The sequence below is a fragment of the Corynebacterium sp. MSK074 genome (genome assembly GCF_030229735.1).
Lineage (GTDB): Bacteria > Actinomycetota > Actinomycetes > Mycobacteriales > Mycobacteriaceae > Corynebacterium.
The window spans coordinates 1-13,413 of record NZ_JASPIX010000016.1; the positions used below are offsets into that span (position 1 = coordinate 1).

The window sequence follows — 13,413 nt, forward strand, 5'->3', positions numbered from 1 at the left end:
ACTTCGAGCTCTCAATGAAAACTACTCCCCACTAATCGGAAACTGATTTCTCAGTCCAACTAATGGGGAGCAGTTCAGTATGGCGGGGTTCCTTTTCGCGTAGGGTGGCTGCCATGAAACTCATTGGCCTTACAGGCGGTATTGGCAGTGGTAAGTCAACAGTCGCAACGCTCTGCCGCGTACGGGGGTGGCGTGTGGTTGACGCCGATGGCATTGCCCGCGACGTCGTCAAGCCTGGCAAGCCCGCTCTATCGGAGCTGGCGGCAGCATTTGGTGAAGATATTTTGCTGTCGGACGGCAGCCTCAACCGCAAGGAATTGGCTCGGCGAGCCTTTGCGGACAAGGAACATACCGAACTGTTGAACTCCATTACTCATCCACGCATCCAAGCGGAAACGCAGCGCCAATTCGCTGAGGCACGTGAAGAAGGTTATGACTTTGCCGTTTACGATATGCCGCTTTTGGTGGATAACGGTTTAGACAAAGACATGGACTACGTCATCGTGGTCGACGTGGCCGTTGAAGAGCGCGTCCGTCGCCTCGTTGCTTCACGCGGGCTGGAAGAGGAGGATGCGCGCCGTCGCATAGCAGCGCAGGTACCTGATGAGGTGAGACTAGCCGCAGCCACGCACGTCATTGACAACAACGGAACGCTGGAGCAGTTGCGCGCGCGTGCAGCCGAGGTCATGAACCGCTTAGAAGCGGAGTCGTAGGCGCGGAGTCACCCAAACTTTAACCATTGGGCGGTTAGAGTTTACGCAGTTTCGAAGTTGCGTTAACTTTCGCGTCTTAAGCTACTCGCCGTGGGAACGTGGGATACAGGGCCTTTTGATAATCACGCAGCGCGAGAACTGCTCGCTAGCTTGCGTGATGGCTCTTTCGATCTCAAAGCCTTTCAGAAGTCATGCTCGGAAGAGCCCATGGACTCCGATGACGCGGAAACCATGATCGCACTGGGTGCTTTGTTAAAGCTGAAAGCTGATGCACTGCCGGAAGGAATTCACCGCGAGGATCTTGCGCCCCTGTATACGCCGCAGTCTAAAGCTTGGCTGCGCCGCCGCATTAATAGTGCAATGCGTCCAGAGACGTCTTCTGTTTATGCGCTGTGGGAGACTACCGGCGAGCTGGAAGAGTGGCTGCGCACCGCGCAGGACTCCTTGCCGTGAACATAGCTAGCCGCGCCATATAAGCAGTAGAGTAGTGGGCATGGCTTTTGCTGCTGAACATCCTCTTATTCCAGATTCCGAGCACCGCGTCGTCAGCGAGGTCGAGCGCACCCCTGGTGAGTTTCAGGTTGTCTCTGAATACGAGCCGGCCGGCGACCAGCCCGCTGCTATTGCAGAGCTCAACGAACGCCTCAACCGCGATGAGCGCGATGTAGTACTCATGGGTGCTACCGGTACTGGTAAATCCGCTACTGCCGCGTGGTTGATTGAAAAACAGCAGCGCCCCACGCTGGTGATGGCACCAAATAAGACCCTGGCAGCGCAGCTAGCGAACGAGCTGCGCCAACTCCTGCCGCATAACGCGGTGGAGTACTTCGTGTCTTATTATGACTACTACCAGCCAGAGGCTTATATTGCGCAGACGGATACCTATATTGAAAAGGACTCGTCCATCAACGAGGACGTAGAGCGTCTGCGCCACTCGGCCACCTCGGCGCTGCTGTCCCGCCGAGACGTGGTGGTTGTGTCCTCCGTGTCCTGCATTTATGGCTTGGGTACTCCGCAGTCCTATTTGGATCGTTCGGTCATTCTTTCCGTGGATGAGGAGCTGGACCGGGACCGCTTCCTCCGTTTGCTGGTGGATATCCAATACGAACGCAATGACGTGGGATTTACCCGCGGTACCTTCCGCGCCAAGGGTGACACGGTCGATATCATTCCGGCTTATGAGGAGCGCGCGGTGCGCATTGAATTCTTCGGCGATGATATCGATTCCCTTTACTACATTCACCCCGTCACTGGTGATGTCATCGAGGAAGTAGATGAGGTGCGCATCTTCCCCGCGACCCACTACGTGGCAGGGCCCGAACGCATGGAAAAAGCTGTGGCTGCCATCAAAGAGGAATTGGCCGAGCGCCTGGAAGATCTAGAAAATCGCGGTAAACTGCTGGAGGCACAACGGCTTCGCATGCGCACCGAATACGATCTGGAGATGATCGAGCAGGTAGGTTTTTGCTCCGGCATCGAGAACTACTCCCGCCACGTCGATGGCCGCCCAGCCGGTTCCGCGCCGGCAACGCTGCTGGATTACTTCCCAGAGGATTTTCTCACCATTATTGACGAGTCTCACGTCACTGTCCCACAGATTGGCGGCATGTTCGAGGGCGATATGTCCCGCAAGCGCAACCTGGTGGAATTCGGTTTCCGGCTGCCCTCCGCAGTGGATAACCGCCCGCTGACCTTTGATGAGTTTGAACAACGCGTGGGACAAACTGTCTACATGTCCGCCACCCCTGGCGACTTTGAGCTTACGTCCTCGGACGGTGAGTACGTGGAGCAGGTGATTCGCCCGACTGGTCTGGTGGATCCGAAGGTTACCGTCAAACCCACTAAGGGCCAGATTGATGACCTTATTGATGAAGTACGCACCCGCATTTCGCAGCAAGAGCGCGTACTGGTGACCACGCTGACCAAGCGCATGGCAGAAGACCTCACCGATTACCTGTTGGAACAGGGGATTAAGGTGCGCTACCTGCACTCGGATATCGATACCTTGCAGCGCGTCGAGCTTTTGCGACAATTGCGTCTTGGCGAGTTTGATGTGCTGGTGGGCATTAACCTTCTGCGTGAGGGCCTTGACCTTCCCGAAGTATCGCTCGTTGCCATCTTGGATGCGGACAAGGAAGGTTTCTTGCGTTCTACGACCTCGCTCATCCAGACCATTGGCCGTGCTGCCCGTAACGTCTCTGGCGAGGTGATTATGTATGCCGATAAAATCACCGATTCGATGCAAGAGGCAATCGAGGAGACGGAGCGACGCCGCGAAAAGCAGATTGCCTATAACAAGGAACACGGCATTGACCCGCAGCCTTTGCGTAAGAAAATTGCCGATATTCTTGACCAGGTCTATGAAGACGGCGGGGAAGAGGAGTCCAACTCCGATCCCTCTGCAGTGGTGGAGAAGCGGGATATTTCCAGCATGGCTACCGATGAGGTGCAGGCGCTTATCGACGACCTCTCGGCCCAAATGGGGGCTGCCGCGCGCGAGCTCAAATTCGAGTTGGCTGGTCGACTACGTGATGAAATCGCTGATCTAAAGAAGGAATTGCGTGGATTGAAGGAAGCGGGAATTTAGTTTTCTCCCCCTGAAAGTGATGAATGGCTCCGCGGGTGCTTCTCTCAAGAGCTGCGCTAGTTATACTGGATAAGTGCCAGAAGCGCCGTTTAGTTGTCACTGTGAAATAGTTCAACTGCAAGGAGAATAATGCTTACTTATAAAAACATTGCCGTCGGCACCGATGGCTCTGAAACCTCCCTGCGCGCGGTCCGCGCTGCGGCGTCCATGGCACGGGCGTACGACGCCAAGCTGATTATCATTTCAGCCTTTTATAACCACGCTGGATCCATGCTTGGTGCTCCGCGGGGCGACGAAGCCGGTCTGCCCGTTGTAAGTGAGGACATGGCCGGTACCTACTTGACCAATGCCACCCGTATCGCCGAGTCGGAGGGTGCGGAACACATTGAAGTCGTAGGCAAATCTGGAGACCCAGTAAAAGCCTTGTTGGAGGTAGGCCAGGACTATGATGTGGACCTGTTCGTGGTGGGCAACCGCGGCGTGAACTCCGTTCGTGGTCGAGTCTTCGGTTCTGTGCCAACAGAACTAACCCACAAGTCAAAGGTAGACGTCGTCGTAGTTAATACCAGCGAGAAACGTTAAACATTTTTCGTTGTTACACTGGCAGTAAAGCCTTTGTAGGCTAAATAAACACTCTGGGTACACACCCACAAAGAAAGGTCATCATGAGCGACTACAACACGATCGTTGTCGGTACTGACGGTTCTAAGTCTTCTCTCCTCGCTGTAGAGCGAGCAGCTAAGATCGCCGCCGCATTCGATTCCACTCTGATTATCGGTTGTGCTTACTACGAGAACCAGGAGCAGGCTTCCAAGACCCTGCGCCAGGATTCCGTAACCATCTTGGGCGATGAGAAGGCCGAGGCAAACCTCAAGGACGCTAAGGCACACGCTGAGAAGTTCGGTGCTTCCAAGGTCGAAACCGCTGTTCGCCCGGGCACCCCGGTACAGGCCCTGATGTCCATCGTCAACGACAACGATGCTGACCTACTCATCGTGGGCAACCGCGGCATCAACTCTCTCACCGGCCGCCTGCTGGGCTCCGTGCCGGCAGACGTTGCTCGCCAGTCCGACTGCGACGTAATGATTGTTCACACCGTCAGCTAAGAACGGCAATTAAAACCCGCCTTGGTCTTGCTTTGAAAAGACCAAGGCGGGTTTCGTCGTTAAGCGCAGCTTACTCCGTAGGGTGTGCAGCGTTGAATGCGGCGGCAATGGCGTTGCCGTTCGCGCCCTGAATCAAGGGGATAGAGAAGTGGCCCTCCTCATTGGCATCGGCCAAAGGGCTAAGGGAGCCGTGGGAGAGCAACTGCTCCTGCGGGCTCAGATTGCGGATAAGCACAGAGTGAATCCGGTCCGGATGCTCATTAGCCACATCGCCGTAGGTCAATGGATCATGTTGTCCGTCATCGCCAATGAGAATCCATTGCATATCCGGGTAGGCGATGAGCAGATTGCGCAGCTGAACACGCTTGTGCTCCTGGCCGCTGCGGAAAAGTCCCGTTTCCGTTGGACCCCAGTCCGTCAGCAGCATGGGACCCGCGGGGAAACCATGGTGAGACAGGAATTTCTTGAGCGAGCCAAAGGTATTCCAAGCGCCCGTAGAAAGATAAAACACCGGGGCTTGGGGGAAGCGCTGTTGTAGCTGAGCATAGAATGCGGCCATTCCGGGAACGGCCTGTCGCTTGCTAGGGCGCTTAGCCCAGGAATTCCACGCCGCGGTGAGCGCGCGCGGCAGCCACGTGACAAGCACCGTGTCATCGATATCGCTAACGATGCCGATCTTGGCCGCCGGATCAACGATAAGTAGTTGGACTTCCACGGCATTCGCGTTTGCGGCCTCGATCATTGCCGTATGCCAGCCGGGCTCTAAATCGTGGTCATGGACTAGTAAGTCAATGTATCCGTTTCGATCGGTGGTACCGGTGACAGTCTGTTCCCCAATAGTTACCGAAACGTCGTGGTGTCCTACTTGAATGGTAAGAAACTGCTGGTAGCCGCGCTCACCCCACGTATCCCTCTTGCCTTCATCAGGATCATGCATGAGTACGCGGCCGAAGATTCTCACCTGATCGGTGGTGCCATAACCGGTATATCCCACGATCAGGGGCTGCCATCCACGCCGTTGAGAGCGCTTCAAAGTAAAGGAGTTTAGTGAGCTTTCAGCTTTGCGCATGATGTCAGATAAGGCCATGGCACAAAGCTTACGGGAGCCTAAAGAACTTCGCCGCAGTCACCGACGAGCGTGAGCGATTGGGTGGCACGAGTGATGCAGACATAGAGGTTCTGCAATCCCTGTGGGGAGGCATCCACGATGCGCTGCGGATCGAGCACAACCACGTGATCAAACTCCAGGCCCTTATAGCGCTCCGCCGTGGCGGCGTCAATAACCGCTGTGAGCCTGCCGTCCTCTTCGCTGTGTACTCCAGGGGTGTAGGCGCCTTGCTCAAGCCGGCGCACCTGCACGCCATCGCGGATGGCTGTCGCCGGAATGGCGTCAGGGTTAATCATTTCCAAAAGTCCATTGGCCAATTCCGTAATGGGCTGCGGGGTGCGATAGTTGACGGTTAAGAAGTGGTGACGGAATCGTTGAGCCACGAAAGGCTCGAGGGCCTCGCCCCAGTCATCAACACCTGCCGGGGAGCCGGTCTGGGAGGTATCACCCACCAAAGTCATCCACCGTGATGGACAGCGGCGGAAGAGCATTCGCCACTCCATAGGAGTTAATTCCTGGGCTTCGTCCACGATGATGTGACCATAAGCCCATGTATGGTCTTCGCGGGCGCGTTGGGCAGTGGTGCGTTTATCGCGTACCTCCTGGCGGTGCGCCAGGGTCTCGGCGTCAATGACATCGTGGGCAGAGAGGATTTCTGCTTCAAACATGTCATCGTCATTATCTGTGGACTCGGAGGAGGACAAGATATCCAATGCGTCTTCCGCATCCGCCACCTGCTCGCGCCACGCGGCATCATCGGCTGCCTTCTTTTCTTCAGGATTGGGCAGGCCGATGAGGACGGCAAGCTCGTCTAGCAAGGCCGCATCCGAATCCGTCCATGCTCGTCCCTCTGCGCGGTAGAGCGCTTCTTGGGTTTCTTCGTCATACCCGTGCGCGGCAGAAGCGATGAGCTTGCGCGAGGAGACTAGAGCAGCAAGTACATCGGTGGGGTGTAGTTCGGGCCAAAACTCATCGATCAAGGCAGTAACGGCCGCGTCCTCAGCAAGGTCATCGTGGAACTGATCGATATCGGCGCGCGAAAGGAGATTCTTCCCGCCAAGCGGATCGGCACCAACCTTTTCTGCCATTTGCTGGGCTAGGTCCTCTACGAGGTGCTCAATGAAGGCACCACGCGCCTCATTGTGTGGTTTGCGCGAGCGACGCGCCCGTGTACGGGCGCTTTTCACCATGCTGGGTGTCACCTCTAAGGCTAGGCCGTCGACTACCAGTTCACGCGGGTCGTCGGGAAGCAGCTGGTAGTCCTTGACCGCAGTGGAGAGGATCTCCACCATGGCGTCGCTACCCTTGATTTCCCGAGCCACGAGGTTTTCTTCGTGGCTTGGTTCAATTCCAGGGAAGAGCCCACCAATGGTGGAGAGCACTACGCCGGTCTCGCCCAGTTCTGGGAGCACGCGCGAAATATAGTCCAAGAAGCTGCTATTGGGGCCCACGATAAGTACGCCGGTGGCAGAAAGTAGCTCGCGGTGGGTATAGAGCAGATAGGCAACGCGGTGTAGCGCCACTGCGGTCTTACCGGTGCCGGGGCCGCCTTCTACCACCATCACGCCGCGGGTGTTATCGCGGATAATCTCGTCCTGCTCCCGCTGAATGGTCTCCACAATTGAGGCCATGTGACCGGTACGGGCCCGTTGCATGGCGTGATAGAGCGCAGATTCGCTCGCTACGCCGGCCTCTTCTTCACGCACTCCGGGGCCAGCAAGGACTTCATCATGAATGCCAGTGACGGTGCGCCCCTTGGTGCGGATTTGGCGGCGGGTGTGCACGCCTTCTGGCTGGGCGGTAGTAGCGAGGTAGAAGGGCCGTGCCATTGGGGCACGCCAGTCAAGCAGTAGCGTGCGATAGTCATCTTCACGCGCATCGAGTCCCATGCGGCCGATGTAGCGGCGATCTAGGCCTTCCGGAGTGGGATTGTCACCTGGGGCGTCGATGTCGATGCGGCCAAAGACCAATCCCATCTGGGCCACATTGAGACGATCCAGCTTGGCTTGGAGCCCGTGGTATTCCGTTTCGCGGCGCACCAAAGCATCCGCGTCCGGGGTGGAGGGATCAACGTCCGCCTGCACCTCATTGAGCCGTTCATTTGCTGCAGCCACCTCATCGTCGAGGCGGGCGAAAAGGCCGTCCACATAATCTTGCTCCGTAGCGATGGCTTCGCGCTCCGAGGAACCTGCAGCCGTCGCGTGCTTATGGGATGCTGAGTTCACGTGACTCCTTGGTGATTGGACGTTGATGGGGAGGAAGCTGCCGGGCACGCTGTCCGGCGAGGGGGAGAGATGAGTTTAGACCCTGCCGTGACAAAGAACAACGGCCCAGCATAAGGCTGGGCCGTGTGTCACCGCCGAGTTATTCGGCCGAAGAAGTCGTGGCTACTTCGAGCGCTTTTCCAGCTTCTTGATAGCTGCCTCAATCTTCTTATTTGCCTCCTGCTGCAGCTTGTCAGCGTGCTTGGATGCCTTCTTGTTGGCGCGCTTGGACTGGGCGGTGTCCAGCTTGGCGACGGCCTTGTCGGCGCGTGCCTGAGCCTTGGTAGCTGCCTTTACAGCACGGGTACGGGCGATCTCGCGATTTGCCTGTGCGGTTTCGAGCCAGTCACCCTTATTGTCTTCAACGTAAGTCTTGGCGTTGTCGACCGAGTCCTCAATGAAAGACTTGGCGTTGCCCAGCAAGCCGCGGCCAGACTCCTGCCAATCGTCCTTGTTGTCCTCTACGTAGGTCTTGGCATCGTCAACATAGGACTTTGCGGTGTCTAGCAGACCACGGCCGGTGGACTGCCAGTCATCCTTGTTGTCGTCTACGTAAGCCTGTGCCTTAGCAGAGGTCTCGTTGATCCAGTCGCCGGCCTTGGAAGACAGTTCGTTAGCGCGGGCAGAAAGCTCTTCGCGCTTCTGCTCGGACTCAGACTTGGTAGGCAGTGCCTGCTGAATTTTCTTGTTCGTGCGCTTGCCGGCCTTCTGTGCGCGCCAACGCAGGGAAGGCTTGCCCTCGGTGTCCTGGGTAGCGATAAACAGGGCGCCGAGCAAAGCGGTATTGGTAACGAATCCGTTGCGGCGGGATTCCTTGTCTTCCTTATTGTCCGCAGCCCAGAAGTTGTTCTTGCCAATCAAGTTGGGCAGGGTAGCGGCGGCCAGAACTGCAGCGGAAGTGCGCGGTGCCTTGCCCAGAGCCAAGGTGGAGCCGGCGCCTACCTTTGCGCCGCCAATGGCGCGGGTAACTAGTTCTGGGTCATTCGGGATGTAGCCCTGGTACTCAGAAGGAACGGCCTTGCGCACGGTCTTGAGGAAACCCTCGGTTTCCTTCACGTGCTCGGACGCGTTGCGCAGGTTGTCTACGCCTTCCCATACAAAAACGGATGCCAGCATGGGGCGGGCAAGCTTGCGAATCATAGTCCTTAAAGCTCCTTAAGCTCGTTGTTCTAGACCTATCGTGTGCTAGACCATTGTACGCGGAAATTCGCCATTGGATCACCAGCGGCGTTCCCACCAGTCACCAAGTTTGGGGCGCTCCTCGCCCAAGGTCGTGGACTTGCCGTGTCCCGGGCGCACAATCGTATTGTCAGGGAACTCATCAAAGATGCGCGCGGTGACGTCCTTATATAGGCGTACGAAGTCACCCTCAGACGTGGTCTTGCCCAGGCCGCCGGGGAAGAGGGAATCGCCTACGAAGAGGTTGGTGACGCCATCGATGCTTGCAACCAGAGCCGCCCCGCCGGGGGTGTGGCCGCGCAAGATGATGACGGGCAGCTGAAGACCCGCGAACTCGATGGAATCGCCCTCGCGCAGCTCCACGTCTACCTTGGCCGGGATGGCGGGGGAATCAAGGAAGGAGGCGTAGTGAGTAGCACCCGTTTCGGACAAAATCTCCTCGAGTGCGCGCACGTGGTCCCAGTGGCGGTGGGTAGTAAGCACCGCGGTGATTTTCACTCCGGCCTTGCGGGTCATGTCGAGGATTGCGGGGGCGTCATCGGCGGCGTCGACAAGCAAGCCCTCTTCGCCCGCCTGGAGGAGGTAGCAGTTGTTGTCCATTTCAGACACGGAAATCTGATGTAGCTGAAGCTCGTTAGTCATGTGTCCTAGCCTACGGGTACATTCGAGGGAAGATTGCAATCCCTAGTACTGGAGGTCTGAGCACAGTGGCTGATCGTTTGGTGGTGCGCGGTGCCCGCGAGCACAACCTCAAGGGCGTGGATATCGATATCCCCCGCGATAAAATGGTTGTTTTTACCGGCCTATCCGGCTCCGGTAAATCTTCGCTGGCCTTTGACACCATCTTCGCTGAAGGCCAGCGCCGCTACGTGGAATCCTTGAGTTCTTATGCCCGCATGTTCTTAGGGCAGATGGATAAGCCCAACGTGGAATTTATTGATGGCCTGTCACCCGCGGTGTCCATTGATCAAAAATCCACCAACCATAATCCACGTTCTACGGTGGGCACGATCACGGAGATCTACGACTACCTGCGCTTGCTCTTTTCCCGTGCTGGTACGCCGCACTGCCCTAAGTGCGATGCGGTGATTGAGCGCCAAACGCCGCAGCAGATTGTGGATGCGGTGCTGGATCTGGAAGAAAAGCTGAAATTCCAGGTGCTTGCACCGGTAGTGCGTAAGCGCAAAGGCGAGTTTGTGGATCTTTTCCAAGACCTGTCGGCTCAGGGTTATTCCCGCGTGCGAGTGGATGGAGAGACCCATCAGCTCAGCGATCCTCCCAAGCTCAAGAAGCAGATCAAGCACAATATTGAGGTAGTAGTTGACCGCCTGCAGGTCAAAGCCTCGCAGAAGCAACGCTTAACGGATTCGGTGGAAACGGCTCTGCGCCTAGCGGATGGCCTGGTCACCATCGAGTTTGTGGATAGGGAAGAGCTCACCCACACGTACTCGGAGAAGGCCGCCTGCCCTAATGGCCACACGTTGACCATTGAAGAGTATGAACCCCGTGCCTTTTCCTTCAATGCCCCGTTTGGTTCTTGCCCGGTGTGTGATGGTTTGGGTACCAAGCTGGAAGTCGATGTTGACCTGCTTATCCCGGATCCGGATGCGCCGGCGGTTGATGCGATTCAGCCGTGGCACTCCTCTCCCAACTCCCGCTACTTTGTCAAGCTAGTGGAGGGTCTGGGTAAGGCAATGGGCTTTGACCCTAAGACCCCAGTGAGTGAATTGACCAAGGAACAGCGCCATGCACTCGTCTATGGCACGGATGAGGAGGTGCAGGTTCGGTACAAGAACCGCTACGGGCGGCAGCGCAATTGGACCGCGCCGTTTGAGGGGGCGACCGGTTTCATTCACCGCAAGTTGGAAACGACCGATTCGCAGTCCCAAAAGGATCGCCTGCTGCAATACACCCGCCGCGTACCATGTAGCACCTGTAAGGGCACCCGCCTGAAGCCGGAGATCTTGGCCGTCCGCCTGGCTTCTACTACTCACGGTGAGCAGTCCATTGCGGGTCTATGTGCGCTTTCGATTGAAGACGCCTCCGAATTCTTGGACTCCTTGATGCTGGGGCACCGCGAGGAAATCATTGCCGGTGCGGTACTCAAGGAAACCCAGGCCCGGCTGCGCTTCCTTCTGGACGTCGGCCTGAATTACCTGACCCTGGATCGCGGCGCGTCCACGCTTTCGGGCGGCGAGGCACAGCGTATTCGCCTAGCCACGCAGATTGGTTCCGGATTGGCCGGCGTACTTTATGTGCTCGATGAGCCTTCCATTGGTTTGCACCAACGCGATAACCAGCGCCTTATTAAGACGCTGCAGCGTCTGCGAGATATTGGCAACACCCTCATCGTGGTCGAACATGATGAAGACACAATCCGGGAGTCCGATTGGCTCGTCGATGTGGGCCCGCGTGCCGGTGAATACGGTGGCGAGGTGGTCTACCAAGGCGAGCCGGCGGGAATTGAAAAGGTAGAGCAATCACTTACTGGCCAGTATCTTTCTGGCAAAAAGGTGCTTGCCGTACCGGATCATCGCCGCGAAATCGACAAGGACCGTACCTTGAAAGTCGTGGGGGCACGCGAGAATAACCTCAAGGGCATTAACGTCGAAATCCCGCTGGGAGTGCTGGCGTGCATTACCGGCGTTTCCGGCTCGGGTAAATCCACCGTGGTCAATGAGATTTTGGCCAAGACCTTGGCCAATAAGCTCAACCGTGCCCGCCAGGTCCCCGGCCGTGCCAAGCGCGTCGAGGGCGTGGAGCACCTGGATAAGCTGGTCCAGGTCGACCAGAGCCCGATTGGGCGTACCCCGCGTTCCAACCCGGCTACCTATACTGGCGTCTTTGACAAGATCCGTAACCTTTTTGCCGAAACCCAGGAGGCTAAGGTTCGGGGTTACAAGGCCGGCCGCTTCTCCTTCAACGTCAAGGGTGGGCGCTGCGAGGCATGCCAAGGCGATGGCACTATCAAGATCGAGATGAACTTCCTGCCGGACGTGTATGTTCCGTGCGAGGTGTGTGAGGGCGCTCGCTATAACCGCGAGACACTGGAAGTGCACTACAAGGGAAAGAACATCGCCGAGGTTCTCGACATGCCGATTTCAGAGGCAGCGGACTTCTTCGAACCCATCAACTCGATTCACCGCTACCTAGCCACGCTTGTCGACGTCGGCTTGGGCTATGTTCGCCTCGGCCAGGCCGCTACCACGCTTTCGGGCGGTGAGGCGCAACGCGTTAAGCTCGCCTCGGAGCTGCAAAAGCGCACCAACGGTAGGACCATCTACATCTTGGACGAGCCGACCACTGGTCTGCACTTTGAGGACATCCGCAAGCTGATGTTGGTTATCCAAGGCCTCGTAGACAAGGGAAATTCGGTGCTCGTCATCGAGCACAACCTCGATGTCATCAAGGCTGCGGACTGGATTGTAGATATGGGGCCGGAAGGCGGCGCCGACGGCGGCACCGTAGTCGCGCAGGGCACCCCGGAAGATGTTGCGCAGGTGGAAGGCTCCTATACCGGAAGGTACCTAAAGGACATGTTGAAGTAGGGACACTGTGAATAGATACCGCCTCGGCGTTAGCCTGCTGGCAGCGCTCACCCTGTTTACGGTGAGCGCCTGCTCCGGCGATCCTGAAACTGAGAACGTCCCAGCGCCGTCGACTAGCTCTCCGGCACCTGACCCGGACTCAGTGCGCACTCAGCTTGACCGTGCAGTAGACAAGACCGCAAGGAAGTACCACGCCAAGGTGGGGGTCGCTATTTCGGCCGGCGATGACACCATTGCGGTGGGCGATAAGGGCAAGGGCCCTGTCTGGTCCACCATTAAGGTGCCAATCGCCATCGCGGCGCTGAAAGACGGCGCGGATAAAAGCCTGGTTGACTTGGCAATCAAGGAATCCGATAACGATGCCGCCTACTCCTTGTGGTCCCAGGTGCAATGGCGCGAAGGCTCCGCCGATAAGGCAGTCGAGGAATTGCTCGAAGACTATGGATCGCACGCGGATATCCATGACACCGCCTTCGGCTACTCCACGTGGTCATTGAAAGACCAAGCAGTCTTCGGTGCTGAATTGCCCTGCATTGAGGAGGCGGGCTACGTCCACAAGGTGCTCAAAGACATTGTGTCCTGGCAGAAAATTGGCCTGTCGAAAGAGAAGCGAACCCGCGCCAAGAGCGGCTGGGGCTTGGATGAGGACGAGAATGAGTACACCTACCGCCAATTTGGCGTTCATGAGGTTGCTGGCAAGCGCGTCGGCGTCGCGTTATCTGTGGTTACCGATGGCGAGGACTATGCCAAAGCCGAACCTGCAGTAAAGGACCTTGCATATCAGCTGGTCGACATTGTTGATGCTGAGGTAGAGAAGGGAAACATTGAGCCAGCAGCCCAATGCAAGGATCGCTAGGCGAGTTGCGATTTGGTGGAAAGGGTAGAAGCTGCTATCCTCAAAGCCACTA

The 13,413-nt window shown here is 57.2% G+C and carries 11 protein-coding genes; 7 read left to right on the plus strand and 4 right to left on the minus strand.

The window, feature by feature from the left end:
- Positions 1–113: 113 nt before the first annotated feature.
- The 5 genes from coaE to QP965_RS10615 all read left to right on the plus strand — a co-directional run bounded on the left by coaE (position 114) and on the right by QP965_RS10615 (position 4,406).
- Positions 114–713 carry a dephospho-CoA kinase gene (gene coaE / locus QP965_RS10595; RefSeq protein ID WP_284844862.1) on the plus strand — a complete coding sequence of 200 codons (600 nt, stop codon included), beginning with the start codon at positions 114–116 and terminating at the stop codon, positions 711–713.
- 90 nt (positions 714–803) lie between these two features.
- Entirely contained in the window at positions 804–1,166 is a 363-nt protein-coding gene (locus QP965_RS10600) for a DUF4259 domain-containing protein (RefSeq protein WP_284791286.1), read from the plus strand.
- A gap of 40 nt (positions 1,167–1,206) precedes the next feature.
- Positions 1,207–3,300 carry an excinuclease ABC subunit UvrB gene (gene uvrB, locus QP965_RS10605; RefSeq protein ID WP_284844863.1) on the plus strand — a complete coding sequence of 698 codons (2,094 nt, stop codon included), beginning with the start codon at positions 1,207–1,209 and terminating at the stop codon, positions 3,298–3,300.
- A 129-nt stretch (positions 3,301–3,429) separates the two neighbouring features.
- Positions 3,430–3,882, plus strand: coding sequence for a universal stress protein (locus QP965_RS10610; protein WP_239279279.1), 453 nt, complete (start codon positions 3,430–3,432; stop codon positions 3,880–3,882).
- Positions 3,883–3,965: 83 nt separating this feature from the next.
- The gene (locus QP965_RS10615; RefSeq protein WP_239279280.1) at positions 3,966–4,406 is read left to right on the plus strand and encodes a universal stress protein; all 441 of its coding nucleotides are present in this window, start codon (positions 3,966–3,968) and stop codon (positions 4,404–4,406) included.
- Between the two features lie 70 nt (positions 4,407–4,476).
- On the opposite strand, the gene QP965_RS10620 is transcribed toward QP965_RS10615, so the two are convergent.
- The 4 genes from QP965_RS10620 to QP965_RS10635 all read right to left on the minus strand — a co-directional run bounded on the left by QP965_RS10620 (position 4,477) and on the right by QP965_RS10635 (position 9,599).
- Complete coding sequence (locus QP965_RS10620) at positions 4,477–5,493, minus strand: App1 family protein phosphatidate phosphatase (RefSeq protein ID WP_284844864.1); 1,017 nt, start codon at positions 5,491–5,493, stop codon at positions 4,477–4,479.
- A gap of 20 nt (positions 5,494–5,513) precedes the next feature.
- Positions 5,514–7,739, minus strand: coding sequence for a HelD family protein (locus QP965_RS10625; protein WP_284844865.1), 2,226 nt, complete (start codon positions 7,737–7,739; stop codon positions 5,514–5,516).
- Between the two features lie 162 nt (positions 7,740–7,901).
- Positions 7,902–8,918, minus strand: coding sequence for a DoxX family protein (locus tag QP965_RS10630; protein ID WP_239279283.1), 1,017 nt, complete (start codon positions 8,916–8,918; stop codon positions 7,902–7,904).
- 78 nt (positions 8,919–8,996) lie between these two features.
- Positions 8,997–9,599 carry an MBL fold metallo-hydrolase gene (locus QP965_RS10635; protein WP_284844866.1) on the minus strand — a complete coding sequence of 201 codons (603 nt, stop codon included), beginning with the start codon at positions 9,597–9,599 and terminating at the stop codon, positions 8,997–8,999.
- A 65-nt stretch (positions 9,600–9,664) separates the two neighbouring features.
- Here QP965_RS10635 and uvrA point away from each other — a divergent pair, with 65 nt between their 5' ends.
- The gene (uvrA, locus tag QP965_RS10640; RefSeq protein ID WP_284844867.1) at positions 9,665–12,505 is read left to right on the plus strand and encodes an excinuclease ABC subunit UvrA; all 2,841 of its coding nucleotides are present in this window, start codon (positions 9,665–9,667) and stop codon (positions 12,503–12,505) included.
- Positions 12,506–12,512: 7 nt separating this feature from the next.
- Positions 12,513–13,361, plus strand: a complete 849-nt coding sequence (locus QP965_RS10645) for a serine hydrolase (protein ID WP_284844868.1) — start codon at positions 12,513–12,515, stop codon at positions 13,359–13,361.
- The last annotated feature ends 52 nt before the right edge of the window (positions 13,362–13,413 follow it).